This is a genomic window from Giesbergeria anulus, from assembly GCF_900111115.1.
Taxonomy (GTDB): Bacteria; Pseudomonadota; Gammaproteobacteria; order Burkholderiales; family Burkholderiaceae_C; genus Simplicispira; species Simplicispira anulus.
The window spans coordinates 146,130-165,038 of record NZ_FOGD01000002.1; the positions used below are offsets into that span (position 1 = coordinate 146,130).

General features: G+C 58.4%; 18 protein-coding genes. 6 read left to right on the forward strand and 12 right to left on the reverse strand.

Annotated elements, in window-relative coordinates; all coding sequences use genetic code 11:
* Positions 1-12: 12 nt before the first annotated feature.
* The 5 genes from BMX55_RS04600 to BMX55_RS04615 form a co-directional block, all read right to left on the reverse strand.
* Complete coding sequence (locus BMX55_RS04600) at positions 13-1,110, reverse strand: porin (protein WP_177172823.1); 1,098 nt, start codon at positions 1,108-1,110, stop codon at positions 13-15.
* Between the two features lie 222 nt (positions 1,111-1,332).
* Positions 1,333-2,223 (reverse strand): HTD2 family dehydratase, encoded by an 891-nt coding sequence (locus tag BMX55_RS04605; RefSeq protein WP_091453588.1) that lies wholly within the window; start codon positions 2,221-2,223, stop codon positions 1,333-1,335.
* 10 nt (positions 2,224-2,233) lie between these two features.
* Positions 2,234-3,304, reverse strand: coding sequence for a nicotinate-nucleotide--dimethylbenzimidazole phosphoribosyltransferase (gene cobT / locus BMX55_RS04610; RefSeq protein WP_091453591.1), 1,071 nt, complete (start codon positions 3,302-3,304; stop codon positions 2,234-2,236).
* 46 nt (positions 3,305-3,350) lie between these two features.
* Positions 3,351-3,512 carry a hypothetical protein gene (locus tag BMX55_RS16375; protein ID WP_177172824.1) on the reverse strand — a complete coding sequence of 54 codons (162 nt, stop codon included), beginning with the start codon at positions 3,510-3,512 and terminating at the stop codon, positions 3,351-3,353.
* Positions 3,513-3,539: 27 nt separating this feature from the next.
* Entirely contained in the window at positions 3,540-4,610 is a 1,071-nt protein-coding gene (locus BMX55_RS04615; protein WP_091454825.1) for an RNA-guided endonuclease InsQ/TnpB family protein, read from the reverse strand.
* Positions 4,611-4,654: 44 nt separating this feature from the next.
* Between BMX55_RS04615 and tnpA the strand changes: the two genes are divergently transcribed.
* Positions 4,655-5,083 (forward strand): IS200/IS605 family transposase, encoded by a 429-nt coding sequence (gene tnpA / locus BMX55_RS04620; protein ID WP_091453593.1) that lies wholly within the window; start codon positions 4,655-4,657, stop codon positions 5,081-5,083.
* A 167-nt stretch (positions 5,084-5,250) separates the two neighbouring features.
* Complete coding sequence (locus tag BMX55_RS04625; RefSeq protein WP_091453596.1) at positions 5,251-5,805, forward strand: flavin reductase family protein; 555 nt, start codon at positions 5,251-5,253, stop codon at positions 5,803-5,805.
* On the opposite strand, the gene BMX55_RS04630 is transcribed toward BMX55_RS04625, so the two are convergent.
* Genes BMX55_RS04630 through BMX55_RS04640 form a run of 3 tightly spaced genes read right to left on the reverse strand, consistent with a single transcriptional unit; the run spans position 5,774 to position 11,072 of the window.
* Positions 5,774-7,246, reverse strand: coding sequence for a cobyric acid synthase (locus BMX55_RS04630; protein WP_091453599.1), 1,473 nt, complete (start codon positions 7,244-7,246; stop codon positions 5,774-5,776). The genes BMX55_RS04625 and BMX55_RS04630 overlap by 32 nt on opposite strands.
* Positions 7,247-7,278: 32 nt before the next feature.
* Positions 7,279-9,678 (reverse strand): type IV pilus assembly protein FimV, encoded by a 2,400-nt coding sequence (locus BMX55_RS16380; RefSeq protein WP_091453601.1) that lies wholly within the window; start codon positions 9,676-9,678, stop codon positions 7,279-7,281.
* Positions 9,679-9,725: 47 nt separating this feature from the next.
* Positions 9,726-11,072 carry a TIGR03862 family flavoprotein gene (locus BMX55_RS04640; protein ID WP_091453605.1) on the reverse strand — a complete coding sequence of 449 codons (1,347 nt, stop codon included), beginning with the start codon at positions 11,070-11,072 and terminating at the stop codon, positions 9,726-9,728.
* A gap of 138 nt (positions 11,073-11,210) precedes the next feature.
* Here BMX55_RS04640 and trxA point away from each other — a divergent pair, with 138 nt between their 5' ends.
* From trxA to BMX55_RS04660, 4 genes are all read left to right on the forward strand, one after another.
* Positions 11,211-11,543: a thioredoxin TrxA gene (gene trxA / locus BMX55_RS04645; RefSeq protein WP_091453609.1), complete on the forward strand. Its 333-nt coding sequence runs from the start codon at positions 11,211-11,213 to the stop codon at positions 11,541-11,543.
* A gap of 290 nt (positions 11,544-11,833) precedes the next feature.
* On the forward strand, positions 11,834-13,096 hold the full coding sequence (gene rho / locus BMX55_RS04650) for a transcription termination factor Rho (protein ID WP_091453612.1): 1,263 nt from the start codon (positions 11,834-11,836) through the stop codon (positions 13,094-13,096).
* A 97-nt stretch (positions 13,097-13,193) separates the two neighbouring features.
* Positions 13,194-13,451: a type B 50S ribosomal protein L31 gene (locus tag BMX55_RS04655; protein ID WP_091453616.1), complete on the forward strand. Its 258-nt coding sequence runs from the start codon at positions 13,194-13,196 to the stop codon at positions 13,449-13,451.
* Positions 13,452-13,547: 96 nt separating this feature from the next.
* Entirely contained in the window at positions 13,548-15,266 is a 1,719-nt protein-coding gene (locus BMX55_RS04660) for a hypothetical protein (RefSeq protein ID WP_091454827.1), read from the forward strand.
* Here the strand turns inward: BMX55_RS04660 and phoR are convergent.
* From phoR to pstB, 4 genes are read right to left on the reverse strand one after another with little or no spacing between them, the layout of a single operon-like run.
* A complete protein-coding gene (gene phoR, locus BMX55_RS04665; RefSeq protein ID WP_091453619.1) occupies positions 15,249-16,622 on the reverse strand; it encodes a phosphate regulon sensor histidine kinase PhoR in 1,374 nt (457 codons plus the stop codon). The two genes, BMX55_RS04660 and phoR, sit on opposite strands and share 18 nt — an antisense overlap.
* A 36-nt stretch (positions 16,623-16,658) precedes the next feature.
* The gene (gene phoB, locus BMX55_RS04670) at positions 16,659-17,366 is read right to left on the reverse strand and encodes a phosphate regulon transcriptional regulator PhoB (RefSeq protein WP_091453624.1); all 708 of its coding nucleotides are present in this window, start codon (positions 17,364-17,366) and stop codon (positions 16,659-16,661) included.
* Between the two features lie 26 nt (positions 17,367-17,392).
* Positions 17,393-18,097, reverse strand: coding sequence for a phosphate signaling complex protein PhoU (gene phoU / locus BMX55_RS04675; RefSeq protein ID WP_091453628.1), 705 nt, complete (start codon positions 18,095-18,097; stop codon positions 17,393-17,395).
* Positions 18,098-18,113: 16 nt separating this feature from the next.
* On the reverse strand, positions 18,114-18,905 hold the full coding sequence (gene pstB / locus BMX55_RS04680; protein WP_091453631.1) for a phosphate ABC transporter ATP-binding protein PstB: 792 nt from the start codon (positions 18,903-18,905) through the stop codon (positions 18,114-18,116).
* Positions 18,906-18,909: the final 4 nt, after the last annotated feature.

An 18,909-nucleotide genomic window follows, 5' to 3' on the forward strand; every position in this document is an offset into this window, starting at 1 on the left:
GGTACCCACCGATCAGAAAACGCGGTCGTAGCTAATGCGCAGCACGGTGGTGTTTCCACCCAACACCTTGCTGTCATCCACGTTGCGGTCTACCTGGGTCTTGACGGCACTGCTAGAAGACAGGTCGTAGCGCAGTGATACCGAACTGCGATGGTAATTGCCTACTTGGAACAACTCGCTGTTGGTAGTACGCTCTCCGAAGTGCGCATAGTTGACAAAGGGTGTCCATTTACCTAAGCGCATCCCAGCACCCACCGTCACGACTGGATCGGTAACTTTGTAATCTGAATATTTGCGCGTTAGTTGCGTAAACTCAGAAAGTACAAACCATTGATCCATGTCCAAGTTAGCAGCCAGCCCATAGGCACGCAGGGTGGCTTGGCTATCGACCGGATTGGCAGAATTTCTATTAATGGTGCTGACATCAGCCCCCATCAAGACGGCACGCAAGGTCAAGGGGCCATTGTTGACTTCAACATCGCCACCGATGATATTATTCCAGCGCACTTGGGTGCGGCCCTCAGGATAATAAATTTTTTGGTAACGCGAGTTATTGACTTTTTCTTGCCCGGCAAAAAAGCTAGCCGTGAGGCTGGCATCACCAATGCTGCGATTATAACGCAAGCTGGCACCGTTGTAATTGGTGGCTTCCCAACCATACAATTCAGGCGGTGGCGATACCCAAGGGTAAGCTACGCCAATATCCTGAAAATCAGAATAATAATACAGTGGTATGCGCTTACGCCCCAAATATAGTTCAAAGTTTTGGTCTAGCTTGTAGCTAACAAAAGCCCATGCCAGATCTGGGGTGGCTTTCGTACCGCGACTCACCAATTGCATGGTGATGCCTGCTTTTTCATTCAGGGTATATTTGCCCTGCACGCCAATGCGCGACTCAGGCCGCAAAGTAAATTGATCGCCATAAATACCGGCATTATTCCAATCAGCCACGTAGCAGGGGCAATCAGTACCGGTAATGCTACTGGGGCCAATATTACCTTGTAAGCTACCGCTAGTGGTTTTCCCACCCACAATAGACACATAGCCAGACAGCTTGAGTTTTGACTCGGTTGCTGCATCTTCTTGTGCCAGTGCAGAAAATGATGGCAATAAGCCTATCCCCACGATCAATGCACCAGCCCACAATGGTGGTTTTGTTTTTGTAATAAAATTGGTGGTCATAAAATAATAATAATAAAATTAAGGAGAACAACGCTTGCCTCATCGCTGTCCCACGAATGATCGTATGCGGCTTGCCACAAGCACCGCAGCCAGAATCGTAACAGCGCTACCTCTATAAACTAGGGCAGCGGGTAAGATAGATACAAAATCTTACACAGAACCCAGTTCTGCCACGCCTTGCATAGTGAGCCAGCCTTCGTGGTCACTGGCCCACAGGCGCACAGCACGGCCATCAGGCGATGGTGCGCCATGCACAGTAAAAGGATGCAGATCAAACGTAGGGCGCAGCGCTTTAAAGCTAAAACTGCGCACCGGTGCTTCAGGCCTCTGGCGGCGCAGCAAATCGAGCAGCAAGGTGGCAATCAACGGGCCATGCACGATCAGGCCGGGGTAGCCTTCGGTTTGCGTCACATACTGGCGGTCGTAGTGGATGCGGTGGCCGTTAAAGGTGAGAGCAGAATAGCGAAACAACAGCACATCATCAGGCACGATTTGGCGCTGCCACAGGGCAGCCGTTTCTGCGGCTACCGGGGCTGGTACCGCATCGCCGGGCAAGGGGGCAGCGCGGTACACAATGTCGTGCTCTTCGGTCAGCGCCAGCCCTTGGGCGTTGCTGATAGTGTGCTCCACCAGCACAAAGACCAAATCGCCCGTGCGCCCAGCCTTGTGCGTGACCGACACAATGCGCGAGACCCGCTGCACCGCATCGCCCACGCGCAAGGGGTTATTGGGCTCCCAGCGCAAACGGCCACCGGCCCACATGCGCCGGGGCAGCGGCACTGGCGGCAAAAAGCCACCGCGCAGCGGATGACCATCTGGCCCTAGGCCACTTTGCCGGGTTTGCGGCAAAAAATACAACCAATGGCCCAGTGGCGGCACCGGGGTGCCGGGGCAAGGCTCCGGGTCATCGCGGTCTAGCGTGGCCGACAGTCCACGCAGCGGTGGCACGGTGATCTGATCTTGCAAGGTCTCGGTGCGGCCTTGCCAACTTTGCAGATGGGCCAGTAGGCTGGCATCGACGGTACGGGGGGCAGTGCTCATCACGACGCTCCTATGCTTTGGTAGCCACGCCTGCCGTGGCAAAGCTAGCCATCTCGCGCAAGATGGCACAGGCCGACACCAACAGGGGCCACGCCAAGGCAGCCCCAGAGCCTTCGCCCAAGCGCAAGCCCAAATCCAACAAGGGCTGGGCCCGCAACTGCGCCAACATCAACGCATGACCCGGCTCACCCGAATTGTGCGCAAACACACAGCGCTGCAATACCAACGGCTCCAAGCGGCTGGCTACCAACACGGCAGCGCTGGTGATGAAACCATCCACCACCATCACGCGGCGCTCACTGGCGGCCTGCAACACGGCACCGACCATCGTTGCCACTTCAAAACCGCCCAAGGCGGCCAGTGCTTCCAGCGGCTCTACGGCCCCCGCATTGGCCTGCAAGGCCTGCTCTAACACTTGCCGCTTGCGCGCAATGCCCGCCGCATCCAGCCCAGTGCCCGCACCAGTACAAGCCTCCAAGGGCACACCGCACAGCCGCGCCAACAGCAGCGAAGCCACCGAGGTATTTCCAATGCCCATCTCGCCCAATAGCAGCACGTTGCCAGGCAGGCTGCGCACCACCTCCATGCCATGCGCTACGGCCTGCGCGCATTGCGCGGGCGTCATGGCGGGGCCAATAGAGGCATCTTGGGTGCCAGCAGCCACTTTGCGCGCCAGCAATTGCGGCTGGCCTGCCACGGCCTGACGTGGTGTCAAATCGCGGGCGACGCCGCAATCGACCACCGTCAGTGCCAAGCCATGCTGGCGGGCCAGCACGCTCACGGCAGCGCCACCGGCCAGAAAATTCTCCACCATTTGCCACGTTACATCACTGGGGTAGGCCGACACACCTTTGGCGGCCAAGCCATGATCGCCCGCAAACACCACCATTTGGGGAACCTCTAAACGGGGCTGCTCAGTGCCCAAAATCTGGCCCAACTGCAAGGCCAGCGCCTCCAGCCGCCCTAGCGCTCCCAACGGCTTGGTTTTGTGGTCGATCAGATGGTGCAGTGCGCTGGTCAGGGTGGGGTCGGCAAGGTCAGCCACCACGGGCAACGAGGGCAGTTCAGAAGGCAAGAGCATGGGCAAACACGAAAAAAAGACAAGACAGCCGCCATTGTCGCCGCCATCAGCGCCCCAGCACCAATACCACATTGGTGTGCAAAGCCGGTTCAATTTTGGCCACTGCGGCCTGCAAGGCGGGCAGGTAGCGCCGGGCAGCTACCGTCTGGACTTGCCCCCCGTTTTGACGGCCATTGTGGTCGGCGCGGATCAAATCACGCAAAACCAAGACAATATCGTTGACATCCTCTCCGGGCTAAACCCCGGAGATTCCTACTGCTAGACGGCGATGCCCCGCCGCGAGAATGTTGCGTGCTGCATTCACGTCGCGGTCGTGTACCGCTCCGCAGTCGCTGCACGTCCATTCCCTTATTCGCAAACCAGCCCTACCTTTCGGACTGCTGGCGGGAACGCTCCCGCAGCACGAGCAAGTTTGGGTTGAATACACTTCGTTCACTTGCCTAAAGACAATACCGGCCTGATGGCTCTTGTATTCCAACATCGTCTTTAGCATGGCCCAACCCGCATCCAGCGTGGACTTGGCCATCTTGGTTTTCACCAGCTTCGCGCTAGCTACGTCGCCCACGAAAATGGCGGCGTTTTCTCGCACCATCGTGGTGCTAAATTTATGCAGCGCATCTTTGCGCTGATTGGCAATTTTTGCGTGGATGGCGCGGGCCCGGTGCTTTTTATGCGCCCGCTGTGCTTTAGCCAGTTCCAACTCATGCTGGCGATACCAGCGGCCATGCTCTTTTTTCCCGTTTGACGCCGTGGCGCAGTCTTTCAGGCCCAAGTCAATACCCACACTGGCCGTTGCCGCTGTAGGCTTAGTTTGCACCTTGACTACGATATTGAGATACCAACGCCCCCGGTTGTCTTGGCTAAAACTGCCAGAACGTAGCTCATAGTCTGCCAAGCCGTAGCTATCCCAAAGGCTCAATGTCTGACCGGCAAAGGCGACTTGCCCTGCCTTGTACTGCAAGGCCCGTGCTTTGAAAGGAATCCAGCCCAAGCTGTGTTTGCTGCTCTGGGGGTTGGAGACACGCCAGCGCAGCTTGGCCTTTTTGAACTGCTTGCGGGCCTTGGCGTAGCCTTCACACACTTGCTGCACGGTGGGCGAACCGATGTGTACCCCATCGCACTTGCTGAAACCGTTGGTTAGCTTTTGCAGGTCGTAGCCCGAAAGCCACTGGTGGCGCTCACGGATGGCGCGGTGGCTCGTTTCGTTGCAGAAGTTCCAGACCTGATTGACCTCACGCGCCATCGCAGATAGCACACGAGCGTGCTTGTCTTTGATGCGTAGACGCAGAGTTTTGGTGCAATCCATGCTGTGCATTATGATTGGTCTAATAAATCAATGCAAGAGTAGTTATGGCCCGCCCACTCAAGCTAGATAGCGATTTACGTCACGGAAGACATTGCGTATTTGCGCTCCATGTTCATTTGGTATTCGTAACTAAGTATCGACGCAACGTGTTCAAGAAAGAGCATCTCGATGCCATGCAATTGATTCTTGCAAACGTCTGTAAGGATTTTGATGCCCAGTTGATGGAGTTCAACGGCGAACATGACCACGTCCATCTGCTAATCAACTATCCGCCCAAAGTAGCCTTGTCCACTCTCGTAGCTTCGCTCAAGGGTGTCTCATCGAGGTTGCTGCGCCAGAAGTTTGGAGACTTCCATCCGTGGCTTAAACGCAGGGGCGTTCTATGGTCGCCTTCCTACTTTGCCTCAAGTTGTGGAGGTGCGCCGATTGATATTCTTAGACAATACATCGAAGAGCAGCAAACGCCCTATTAGGACGCCTACGGCGTCCGCGCTCTCAACTTCGGGCTAAACCCCGAGGCTTCCTGCGCACTGGGTGAAATGCTGGGCAGCCAGTTGCGGGGTAACGCGCTGCCTGCCAATAACCCGTTTGGCGTCAAGCCCTCAACCCCTGTATTGCACTGCACCCGAGAAACACAAAAATGACCACGGAGATCATCAACCAACCCCCAGAGTGGCAACCCAATGCCGCGCTGGCAGCCCTGCCCCCAGTGTCGTCCAACGACCATCGGTGTGGTTTGCGCCACTTCGCCATTGGCGTCACCCTGATTTCGGCGCGGCACGGCGATCAGCGTGCCGGGCTGACGGCCACGGCTGTTTGCTCGGTCACTGCCGATCCACCGCGCTTGGTCATTTTTGTCAATAAAAACGCCGTGGCCTGCGACCTGATTTTGCAAAGCGGTGCCTTGTGTGTCAATGTGCTGGCGGCAGATCAGGAAGAAGTGGCCAAGGCTTTTGCGGCCATGATTCCAGACGTGCGTGGCGACAAGCGCTTTGAATACGGCCAATGGGATCAACTGGTCACCGGCGTGCCGGTGCTGCAACAATCTTTGACCAACTTTGACTGCCGCGTGGTCAAGGTGTTTGAGGAAAGCACACACCAAGCATTCTTGTGTGAAGTGCTAGCTACCCGCGAGCGCAACGACGGCGATGCCCTGGTGTACCTTAACGGGACGTTTCGCAGTCTGCCGCAGTAAGGGCAGTCAACACACCGGGGGCAAAGTGGCGGTCGATATAGGCGGCCATGCCGTCAAACACCTGCTCTAAGGTGGGCGCTGCGGCACCAAACAGCGCTTGCAAGGCCGCTGGGTCTTCCAGCAGACCATGCAGGTACAAGCCCAGCACATTGCCCGCGTTGTTTTGCCAAGCCAAGCCCGGTAGCACTTCTTGGGCTACATCGCCCTTAGCAGCCATCGCTGGGTGCTGTGCCGTTTGGCCGTGGTGGATTTCGTAACCCGATACCTCCACCCCCGACAAGGCCGCCCACGCCCCAGACAGGGGTGCAAAGCGCGCACGGGTATGGCGCACGGTTTTGGCGGTTTCAAACACCGTGACCAAGGGCAGCAGCCCCAATCCGGGGCCATTGCCATCAATGCCGTTCGGGTCGATCAGCGCCTCGCCAAGCATTTGCAAGCCACCACACACACCCAGCACCCGGCCTCCGGCCTGTGCATGGGCGGCTACGGCAGCATCCAAACCTTGGGCGCGCAACCACGCCAAATCTGCCGCCGTGGCCTTGGAGCCGGGCAATACCACCCAATCCGAAGGCTGTAGCCCTGCCAATTCTGCCGGGCTGCGCGCCCACAGCAGGCGTACACCGGGGATGTTCTTGAGCGGTTGAAACTCATCCAAATTGCTCAAGCGAGGGTAGGCAATCACAGCCACTGTGGTGTGCACCGCGCCTTGGCTGCGGCTGCGGTCATCAAACACGCCGTCTTCTTCGGGAAGACCATGCTGCCACCACATGGGCAAGGTGGCTACAGTGGGCACCCGCGTCAGGTCTTGCAACATTTGTGGCGCGGGGGCCAGCAAGGCGGCATCACCGCGAAACTTGTTGAGCACAAAACCGTGGATCAGCGCCCGCTCCTGTGGCGGCAGCAAGGCCCAAGTGCCATAGAGGTGGGCAAAAGCCCCCCCCCGATCAATATCCGTGACCAGCAGGCAGCGCGCCTGCGCGTGGCGGGCCACACGCATATTGACAATATCGCTGGCGTGCAGATTGATCTCAGCGGGGGAGCCAGCACCCTCAATCACCACCACATCGTTGTCTGCCCGCAAATCATCCAACGCCTTTTGGATCGCAGGCCAAACCCTCTCACTGCGCCCGCGCCAAGGCATGGCCGTGAGTTCAGCACTGACTTGGCCTAACAGCACCACTTGGCTGTGCGTATCGGCCTCCGGCTTGAGCAGCAACGGGTTCATGCGCACTTCGGGGGTAGCACGGGCGGCCAGCGCCTGAAAATATTGTGCGCTGCCAATCTCACCCAAACTACCACCCGGCCCCACCACCACCCGGGCGTTGTTGCTCATGTTCTGCGCTTTGAACGGTGCCACCTTCAAGCCTTGGTTGCTCAACCAGCGGCACAGGGCTGTGGCAAGCCAGCTTTTGCCAGCACCGCTGGTGGTGCCCAACACCATGACACACAGGGCGGGGCGAACAGAAGGTGCAGTCATGGTGTGTTAGGGGTGGCCGGGCGTTTTTGTAGCTCGGTACCAATATCAAAACGGTCGCTGTACTGGCCAAAACCGACGGGTGCTTTGGTTGGCGGCGATACCACCGGAGGAGCAGCCAAAGCCATCAGCTCCTGCTCTAAGCCCGCAGGCAAGGTAAAGTCCACATCGAATTCTTCGCCGTCAATCAAAATACGCCGCGCCGAAACTGTTGGCTCTGGTGCTGGCTTTGGCTCTGGTTCAGGTGCAATCACAGGCACAGGCACAGACGCCAGCTCCGGCAAAAGATCCATGGAAAAATCAAGTGCAGCCGGAGCCTCAGGAGACTTGGGCACCGCCGGAATCTCAGGCACTGGTGGCGCAACAGGCGGTGCTTGCAGAGCTTGGCTCGGTGGCGTCCAAGAAAAATCATCCATAGACAAGCTCGGCGGCAGCAACTCAGGCTCTGACGACGGTGCAGGTGCAGGTGCAGGCAACGGTGGCGGTGTCCAGTTCAGCTCGGACGGCAGCGAGAGCATCGCGCCCTCTTTCTGGGCGGCCACTGAAGGGGGCGGCTCGGTGCTACCTGTTTCATCAAATTGCGGTGTGGTGCGTGAACGCGGCAGGGGTAAACCACGGGCGTGGGGTGGCGTGGTTTGTGCAATAGCGTACAGCAGCATCAAATCGTCATAGGCATTGAGATCGAATGCTGGCGTATTGCCATCATGCTGGAATAAACAACGGGCCAGCTCCTCTAACACCTCTTGGCTGTTCCATTGCGCCTCAATGCGTGCCAGCACATCGGTGTAACCCAGCAAAGAACGCCCGGTCTGGCTGAAATGGGCAAACTCAGGTACAGCCGCATTGAAATGCTGCTCAAACTGAGCGCGCAACTGGCTAAACTCTTCTACCCGCCCTAAAGAGTGGTAGAGGCGCAACAACTCCAAATAAGCCAAAGGCGACGTAGTTTCGTTCTCGGCAATGTGCTGCTTCATGACCTCGATGGCCTGATCGTTCTCACCCACCGAGATAAAAAACTCAGCTTGCTGCTGCAAATCAAAGATGGCTTCTGGGTTAATGACCCGACGTGTCAGCTCCACCACAGCGGGCGCAGCAGTTTCAACGATCACGACCGGCTCTGCCTGGGCAGCTTGGGTGCTCTCTGGCTGCTGCATAAAAGCGATATCTACAGACGGCAACGTCTCTGGGCTCACCTCGTCCAAAATCACCGAGTCTGATTCTGGCTGCGAGTCTTGCTCTGACAAGAACGATGATGGCAAAGCCGTAGTGACTGGCGCCCAAGCGGCGGGCTGCTGCACATTGGTCTCAGGTGGAGCAAAGAGCGAATCTTCTTCTTGGCCTGTGGCTACCGCACGCGCCCGTTTCCAGAGCCACAATGCACTAGCCAACAGCACCACCAGCAGACCGAGCAGTATGTACACCAGTGTGGGCGAAAAGCCCTGCTGCTGCGCCTGCTCCAATTGCTGCAGCAGCTGCGCATTGGCCGCACGCAGCTCTTGCTGGTTAGCGCGCAAGGCGGCCATGTCCGAGCGCAGTTGTAGCAATTCTTGCTCTTGGCGCTCGGCTTGCGCAGAAGGCAAGGCCGGGGCGTCGGAGGCTCCTGAATCGCGCTCCCCATCGGGTTTGGGCAAGGCCGTGGGTGACGTGCTGGCCGCCTCAGGCACAGCACCCACAGGCTCCATTACCAAACGGTCTGAAGGTGGCGGCTGAACCGGCGCAGGTGCTGGGGCAGGTGCAGGAACGGGCGCTGGGGCAGGAACTGGGGCAGGAACTGGGGTAGGGGCTGGTGCCGGTACCGGGGCTGGAGCAGACACCGTAGCTGCAGCAGGCTCAGGGGCCGGGGCAGCCGTGATCGTTGGCCAATTTTTACGCACCTTGGCTGGCTGGTGCGCCACCGACACGGGTGAGGCCAGTGGCGCACGCACCAGTGGTGGCTCCTGTTTGGCCTCTTTGGGGCTGCTAGAAAATGTTTCTAACGCCAGTGGGCGCACCCGCACCGAAGAATCTTGAAAAGTGCTGGCTGCCGACTCGGGCAAATCGGCCAAAAAAGTGTAAGAGCGGCGAACCGAGCCCGCGCAACCGGCAGACATCTGCACCATCACCACCGGCTCGCGGATCGGGGCATACGTACGCACGCGGGCCAACAAAGCTGGCCCAGGCACGGTAGACAACGCCACGGTGCTGGGCATGACGCCCGAACTGCTATCGCCCTGCACCACCTGGGCCGTGACACATAGCGCCTGGTCTAACTGCGCCGCCGCATCAGGCTGGATATGAAAACGGATGTCCAGCGGACGGCCTAACACGGCCCCTCCTAACGATCCGCCCAGAGACAAGGCGCTGGCACCAGAAGTGAACAGCGCTGTACTGAGCGCAACGATAGAAGTGGGCAGTTTCACAGGATTATCTTCTCGAAATGTGGGGGGATTTTGGCACAGCCTTCACATCAAAACCCAGCCGTTGGGTGCCCAGCCAGCCACTGAGCAGCCCCTGCACCAGCACGTACCCCAGTGGCCATACTGGCCGTGAGCAGATAACCGCCGGTGGGTGCTTCCCAGTCCAACATCTCTCCCGCACAAAACACCCCCGGCAACTGACGCAGCATCAAGTGCTCATCCAAAGCCTCTAGCGCCACACCACCTGCCGTGCTGATAGCCTCGTCGATGGGGCGGGTAGCAACCACCGTCACTGGCAGCGCTTTGATAGCTGCTGCCAACGCCAGCGGCTCGTTCATGCGCTCTTTGCCCAGTTGCTCGTACAAAATGCCCATTTTGATGCCCTCTAGGCCCAAGCGGCTTTTCAGGTGGCTAGACAGGCTGCGCGTGCCACGCGGATGGCGCACCTCGGCCAGCACCCGCTCTGGGCTATGGTCTGGCAGCAAATCGAGGTAAAAAGTGGCGCTGCCGTGGGCTTCAATTTCATCGCGCAGCAAAGCCGAAACAGCGTAAACCAAGCTGCCCTCGACACCAGTAGCGGTAGCCACAAACTCGCCCCGGCGCTGAAAATGTGGCCCCGCGCTACCCTGAAAATTAATCGCTACCGATTTGAAGGGCTGCCCTGCAAAACGGCTGGAAAAATGCGCCGTCCAGCCAACGGTCGGAAACTGGCCCAGTAATTCCCGCAGAAACTCGCGGCGCGTCTCGCCACCGACACTGGCTTGGTGTAGCACATCAAAACCGCAGTTGGCCGGACGCAGCTTTGCCACCTCTACCCCCTGCGCCTGCAACCAAGGGGCCCAAGCACCATCCGAGCCTAAACGCGACCAACTGGCACCGCCCAAAGCCAGCACCACCGCCTTGGCCTGCACCTCTAGGCTGCCCGTGGGTGCATCCAAGCGCAAAGCACCATTCTGGCCCCAGCCCGTCCAGCGCTGGCGCATATGAAACTGCACCCCCAAACCGCGCAAGCGCTGCAACCAAGCACGCAGCAAAGGCGCAGCCTTCATGCTCGACGGAAACACCCGCCCCGACGTGCCCACAAAGGTATCCACCCCCAAGCCCTGCGCCCAAGCACGCACATGATCGGCACCAAACTGCTGCAACCAAGGCTGCAATTGCGCCTGACGCGCGCCAAAACGACTGACAAAATCAGCGGCTGGCTCTGAATGGGTCAGGTTCAGCCCGCCCTTACCCGCCAACAAAAATTTGCGCCCCACCGTAGGCATGGCATCAAACACGTGTACGGCTATGCCTTGACGGGCCAAGGTTTCGGCAGCCATCAGACCGGCTGGGCCAGCGCCCACAATGGCTACGCCATCAATAAAACAAGGGGATTGGGAGTGGGGTAAATTCATGGATTAGCGCTTACTGCATACCCTGCTTGGCTATCACTGCCATAGCCAAAACCAGCCCAGAGGGCCGCAGGAAAAAAGGGGGTTTCTGTCACAATGTGCGCACTTTATCTTGTGCGCCCCCGATTGAAGGAAAAATTCATGGCCAGCGAATTGATTAAACATGTCTCCGATGCCAGCTTTGATGCTGACGTGCTGCAAGCCGCCAGCCCCGTGCTGGTCGATTACTGGGCCGAGTGGTGCGGCCCCTGCAAAATGATTGCCCCCATCTTGGACGAAGTGGCCAGCGCCTACCAAGGCAAGCTGATCATCGCCAAAATGAACGTCGATGAAAACCGCGAAGTACCTGCCAAATTTGGTATTCGTGGCATCCCCACGCTCATGCTGTTCAAAGATGGCCAACTGGCTGCCACCAAGGTCGGTGCCCTGAGCAAAGCCCAGCTCACCGCCTTTATCGACCAGCAACTGGCCTAAGTGCCACCGTGGGGGATTGGTCAGCGCGGCCACCCCCCACGCACTGCGTAGCCAGGCCTGGTAATACGGCACAGTAACGGTAGTTGCCAGCCTACGTCAGCTTTGCAGGCGGTTGGCTCTGTTGTGAAACATTTTTTCCTGTCATAATCTCCCACTGATCCACGGTCTGCGCACATTGGCAGCACCCGGTTGGATCACCCGGCCCACACCAACGGCCCGTTGCAGCCCTGCACCGCCTCGCATTCCCCCAGAGTCAGATCCATACCACTCCGCCACGGAGTCTCATTCCCATGCACCTTAACGAACTCAAGGCACTGCACGTGTCTGAAGTCCTCCAGCAGGCCGAAGCACTTGAAATCGAAAACGGCGGCCGGATGCGCAAACAAGAATTGATGTTTGCCATCATCAAAAAACGCGCCAAGGCCGGGGAGCAGGTCTTTGCCGATGGGGTACTCGAAATTCTGCCCGACGGCTTTGGCTTTTTGCGCAGCCCCGACACCAGCTACACCGCCAGCACCGACGATATTTACATCTCGCCCAGCCAAGTGCGCCGCTTTAACCTGCACACCGGCGACATGATTGAAGGCGAAGTGCGCACGCCCAAGGATGGCGAGCGCTACTTTGCCCTTACCAAGCTTGATAAGGTTAACGGCGGCCCGCCTGAGCAAAACAAGCACAAAGTGATGTTTGAAAACCTCACGCCGCTGTTCCCCAAAGAACAGATGCGGCTAGAGCGCGACATCAAGAGCGAAGAAAACATCACCGGGCGCATCATCGACATCATTGCCCCCATTGGCCGGGGCCAGCGCGCCCTGATCGTGGCACCGCCCAAGAGCGGCAAAACGGTGATGATGCAGCACATTGCCCACGCCATCACTGCCAACAACCCCGATGTGCATTTGATGGTGCTGTTGGTCGATGAGCGCCCCGAAGAAGTGACCGAGATGCAGCGCACGGTCAAGGGCGAGATCATTGCCTCCACCTTTGACGAACCAGCAGCCCGCCACGTTCATGTGGCTGAAATGGTGATTGAGCGCGCCAAGCGCTTGGTCGAGCTGAAAAAAGACGTGGTGATTTTGCTCGACTCCATCACCCGGCTGGCCCGCGCTTACAACAACGTCGTGCCCTCCTCGGGCAAGGTGCTGTCGGGCGGTGTCGATGCAGCGGCGCTGCAACGGCCCAAGCGCTTTTTTGGCGCAGCGCGCAAGGTCGAAGAAGGTGGCTCACTGACCATCATTGCCACAGCGCTGGTCGATACCGGCAGCCGCATGGACGAAGTGATCTTTGAAGAGTTCAAGGGCACAGGCAACTGCGAAATCCACCTCAACCGCCGCCTGTACGAAAAGCGCGTGTTCCCAGCCATTGAGCTCAACAAGAGTGGCACGCGCCGCGAAGAGTTGCTGCTGGCCCCAGAGATTTTGCAAAAAACCCGCATCTTGCGCCAGTTTATGTACAACATGGACGAGATCGAATCCATGGAGCTGATGATCAAGAATATGAAAGCCACCAAGAGCAATGTCGAGTTCTTCGACATGATGCGCCGGGGCGGTTGATTAGCGCACCACTGTGCGATAATCGAGAGCTTTTTCTGCGGAAAGTACGCCAAATGGTTTGGCACGGCTCCCGCACCAGACATAAAAGGTAAAGATCATGAAAGCAGGCATTCACCCCAACTACCGCGAAGTGCTGTTCGTTGACCTGTCCAACGGCTTCAAGTTCGTGACTCGTTCTTGCGTGAACACCAAAGAAAAGGAAACTTTCGAAGGCACGGAATATCCGCTGTACAAGCTCGATACCTCCTCCGAATCGCATCCCTTCTACACTGGCACACAAAAGTCGGTGGACAACATGGGCGGTCGCGTGGAAAAGTTCCGCAACCGTTTCGGCAAGACCAGCCTGGCCAAGTAAGCCCTGCTTCTTCGCCACCAAGGGCAGCCCGGGCAACCGCGCTGCCTTTTTGTTTGTCCCGGCTCGTTCTGAGCCACTTTCTGCCCGTTGCACCGCGTGAGCCCACAGACCACCCCTGCTATCGTTGCCCAAAGCGCTGTGCGCCGGTTGCCACGTCTGGCATTGTGGCTGTTGTGCTTGGCCTATATCCTGCCCGGCTTTTTAGCCCGCGACCCTTGGCGCGGCAACGACATGACTGCCTTTGGCTACATGCGTGCTTTGGCCCAAGGCCAAACTGATTGGCTGGCTCCCCAATTGCTGGGCATGGCCCCAGACAACCCCGGCCTGCTGCCCTATTGGCTAGGGGCGTGGGCCATCCAAGGGCTTGGCCCACTGCTCACGCCTGAACTGGCAGCACGCCTGCCTTTTATAGCCATGCTGGTGCTCAGTTTGGTGGCTACGTGGCACGGCGTTTATTGGTTGGCCCACAGCCGGGGGGCGCAACCTGTAGCTTTTGCCTTTGGCGGCGAGGCACAACCAGCCGACTACGCCCATGCCATTGCCGATGGCGCACTGCTGGCCTTGTTAGCCTGCCTAGGGCTTGCCCAGCCCGCCCACGAAATCAGCTGCCACCTGAGCCAACTGTGTGGCACTGCTTTGGTGTTTTATGCGCTGGCGGCCTCCTCACCGCAGGCTTGGCGGCCCGTGTTGGCCTTGGCCGCTGGCCTAGGCACCTTGGTTTTGAGTGGTGCCCCGGCACTGGCGCTACTGTACAGCTTAGGCGGTGCCCTGTTGTGCTGGTGGGAGTGCACACAAGCCCGCCCCGATAGCAGCCATACCCGGCGCTGGGCCGCCACCGTCGCGTTGATGGGGTTGTTGGCAGGGGCCATCGCACTGCCACTCAACTTGCTGCACTGGCAGGCCACACCCCCGGCACTGGCTGATATCGGCAGCCTAACACGACTCTTGCTGTGGTTTCCTTGGCCCGCTTGGCCATTGGCGCTATGGACGGTTTGGCGCTGGCGCAAGCAAATTACCCACCGCCAGCCACACCGGCATTTACTGCTACCGCTGTGGTTTGTGCTGGTAGGCTTGGGGGCCACCCTGAGCACCCCCCCCTCTGACCGCGTTTTGCTGCTGGCCTTGCCCGCTTTGGCGGCATTGGCCGCTTTTGCCCTGCCCACCTTGGGGCGCAGTGTGGCAGCGCTGGTAGATTGGTTCACACTGCTGTTTTTTAGCATTTCGGCTATTACCATCTGGGTGATTTGGCTCTCGGTACAAACTGGCATTCCGGCCAAACCGGCGGCCAATGTGGCCCGGCTGGCACCGGGTTTTATGCCCGAATTTTCAGTGCTGGCCCTGCTGGTAGCCCTGAGTGCCAGTGCGGCTTGGTGTGTCTTGGTGGCTTGGCGTGCTGGACGCCATCGGGCAGCCATCTGGAAAAGTTTGGTACTGCCTGCTGCAGGTGCCACCCTGAGCTGGGTCTTACTGATGACGTTGTGGCTCCCTATACTCAACTATGCGCGCAGCGATGCCCCACAAAGCCGAGCAGTGGTGACAGCACTAGGGCAGCCATCTGGCTGTGTCTATGCACATGCCCTCAGCCGCACCCAAGTGGCTGCCTTGCAATACTACGGGGCGCTAGCGTTGCAACTTTTGCCGCAGCGTGGGCCAACCCACACCGCCCACACCACGTGTGATTGGCTCATCACCAGCCACAGCTATCGCTTACCAGAGGCTTGGACTGGCGCATGGACAGAACAAGCCCGCATCACCCGGCCTACTGACAAAACCGATGTGCTGATCGTTTATCGGCGCTTAACTGCCAGAGACTAAGGTGGCAGCATGGGGCAGCCCCACTGGTGCCCGCACCCGACTGGCCGGAAAATGCACACTGAAAGTGGAACCTTGGCCCAAGGTGCTCTGAATGTGCAAGGTGGCATCGTGGCGCTGCAACACATGCTTGACAATGGCAAGCCCCAGCCCGGTGCCGCCCGTTTCACGCGAGCGGCTGCGGTCAACGCGGTAAAAACGCTCGGTCAGGCGCGGAATATGCACCGCATCAATGCCGGGGCCAGTATCGCGCACGGCAAACACAGCGCCGCCATCATCCTGCCAGCGCCAGCTTACTTCAATCGTGCCACTGGCGGGGGTATAACGCACTGCATTGCTAATCAAGTTGGACAGGGCACTTTGCAACTCGGTCTGGATACCAGCAATCTCACCCATGCCCTCTGGCGGCGCAGGCAGCGGAAAAATCATCAGGTGGTGGCGCGCTTGATGGCGCGTGAGCAATTGCGACAAGGCGCGGCCCTCATCGGCACAATGCTCTAACAAGTGCTGGAGCGAAACCCAGCCACCCATACCGGGGCGTGGGCTTTCTTCTAGGCGCGATAAGGTCAGCAGGCCCTGCACCACGCTTTGCATCCGTGCCGACTGCTGCGCCATCAGGGCCAAATAGCGTGTTTGCTCCTCTGCGGTCAACTGCAAGGTTTGTAGGGTTTCAACAAACCCGGCCAGCACCGTGAGTGGCGTGCGGATTTCGTGCGACACATTGGCCACAAAATCGCGGCGCATGGCCTCGGCCTGCTCTAGCGCCGTGATGTCGCGCGAGATCATCAGCTTGCGCCCTTGGCCGTGTGGGTAGATTTGTACCGACAGCCGCACAGGCCGTGCTGGCGTGCTCAAGCGCCCCTGCAACACCACATCGTGGCTATAGTCCTTGCCGTTGTAGTAGGCGGTAAAGTCGGGGTCGCGCACCAAGTTGCCCAGCGATTGCATCTGATCGCGCTCGGCATCAAAGCCAAAATGGCCGCAGGCGGTTTTATTGCACCATTCAATATGGCCTTGTGAATCGAGCAGTACCAGCCCGTTGGGCGAAGCCTGCAACGCAGCAAACACATCATCCAAACGCCGTTGGTACTCTTGCACCTGTTGTTGCTGGATACGCAACAGACGGCGCACTCGATCCACCGCCAACCCCCACAAGCCATGCATATCTTGCGGTGCTGCATCCAGCTCGCCGCTGCGAAACCAGCGCAGCACCCGTGCCCCGCGCCAAAGGTCACTGGCAAACCAGCACCAGCCCGCGAAGGCCCCACCCAAGGCAGCACCCCAAGCACCGGCATACCACCAGCCCAACAGCAATCCCATAGCCTGGCTGAACGAGAAAATAAAAACACGCCAGGTCATTGCAAAGGCTCGGTGATGTTAGGGAAAAAATACTGTTTAAGCTTGCAGCAGCGCCTTGGGTTGCGCCGTCAGGCGGTAGCCCGCACCGCGCACGGTCTCGACCATCGTGCCTGCCACGCCCAACGCCTCGCGCAGGCGCTTGACATGCACATCGACGGTGCGCTCTTCAATAAAGACGTGGTCGCCCCACACCTTATCGAGCAATTGCGAGCGGCTGTGTACGCGCTCAGGGTGCTTCATCAAATAATGCAGCAACTTGAACTCGGTGGGGCCGACCTTGACCGGCTGCTCTTGGCACGACACCCGGTGCGTGGCCGCATCCAGCGTCAAAATGCCAATGGTCACGCTATCGTTGAGCTGCTCAGGCGCACGGCGGCGCAGCACAGCACGGATGCGCGCCAGTAGTTCTTGGGTAGAAAACGGCTTGGTGATGTAATCATCGGCCCCTGCATCAAGGCCAGCCACCTTATCTGGCTCATCGCCACGGGCCGTGAGCATCAAGATAGGGATGGGCTTGGTGCGGCTATCAGCGCGCCATTTGCGCGCCAATGCCAAACCACTCTGGCCCGGCAGCATCCAGTCGAGCAAAATCACATCCGGCAGCACGGCATCCAACTCGCGCTGGGCCGACTCGCCATCTTCTGCCCAGATCGGCGAGAAACCGTTGTGGCGCAGATTGACGGCAATCAACTCTGCAATGGCCGGTTCATCTTCAACAATCAGAACGCGGGGAAATTGTTTCATCGTTCAGGCCCGGCTTGAATATCGGTTCAGCGCAAGCTCGACTCGATCTGCTCTAGCGAGGTGTGGCGCACATCCAAGCCTTTGACCAGATAAATCACCAGTTCAGCCATGTTTTTGGAATGGTCACCAATGCGCTCAATGGCCTTGGCCAAAAACAGCAAGTCGAGGCTGGAGGAGATGGTGCGCGGGTCTTCCATCATGTAAGTGATGAGCTTGCGCACAAAGCCATCAAACTCTTGGTCAATCAAGTTGTCTTCTTTGAGGATGTCTACCGCTGCCTTGATGTCAAGGCGGGCAAAGGCATCAAGCGCCTTGCGCAACTGGCCCGAAGCCATGTCGGCGGCCACGCGCAAATCAGTGGCAGCAAAGGCGCGTGGCACACCACCACGCTGCACAATAGACTTGACCATGCGCGCCATGCGGCTGGCCTCGTCCCCCATGCGCTCGAGGTTGGCCGTGGCCTTGGACACAGCCATCAGCAAACGCAAGTCGCGGGCGGTGGGCTGACGCCGGGCAATGATGGAGGCCAGCTCGTGGTCAATCTCGACCTCCATGCTGTTGACGCGCGTCTCTAGCGCTTCAACGTGTTCTACCGCCTCTAGGTTGAAGTTAGCAAAGGCTTCAATGGCCTGATGAATCTGAGATTCGACCAGCCCGCCCAACTCCATGACACGGGCCGAGACATTGTTCAGTTCGCTATCAAACTGAGATGAAAGGTGTTTTTCGCTCATTGCATGTCTCCCTTTATCAGCCAAAACGGCCCGTGATGTAGTCTTCGGTTTCTTTGCGCTGGGGCTTGAAGAACATACGCTCGGTCTCGCCAAACTCCACCAAGTCGCCCAAGTACATATAGGCGGTGTAATCGCTGCAACGGGCCGCTTGCTGCATGTTGTGCGTGACAATGACCACGGTGTAATCGCTCTTGAGTTCAGCAATCAGCTCTTCCACCTTGGCGGTAGAAATCGGGTCGAGCGCCGAGCAAGGCTCGTCGAGCAACAGCACTTCGGGCTTGATGGCAATGCCACGGGCAATGCACAGACGCTGCTGCTGACCACCAGAGAGGCTAGAGCCACTCTGGTGCAGCTTGTCTTTCACCTCGTTCCAGAGGGCGGCCTTGTTCAACGCCCATTCAACGCGGTCTTCCATCTCACTGGCGTTGAGGTTTTCAAACAGCTTAACGCCAAAAGTCACGTTGTCATAAATCGACATCGGAAACGGCGTGGGCTTTTGGAACACCATACCGACCTTGGCACGGATCAGCGCCACGTCTTGCTTGCTGGTGAGTAGGTTCTCACCATCCAAAACAATCTGGCCCTCCGCGCGCTGCTCAGGGTACAACTCAAACATGCGGTTGAAGGTGCGCAGCAAAGTGGACTTGCCACAGCCAGACGGGCCAATAAACGCCGTCACCTTGTTGGCCGGAATGTCCAAATTGATGTTTTTCAGGGCGTGGAACTTGCCGTAATAGAAGTTCAGGTCGCGCACCGTGATTTTGGCATCGGAGGGTGCAATCGGGGTGACGTGGGCAGAAGAAGTCATGCAA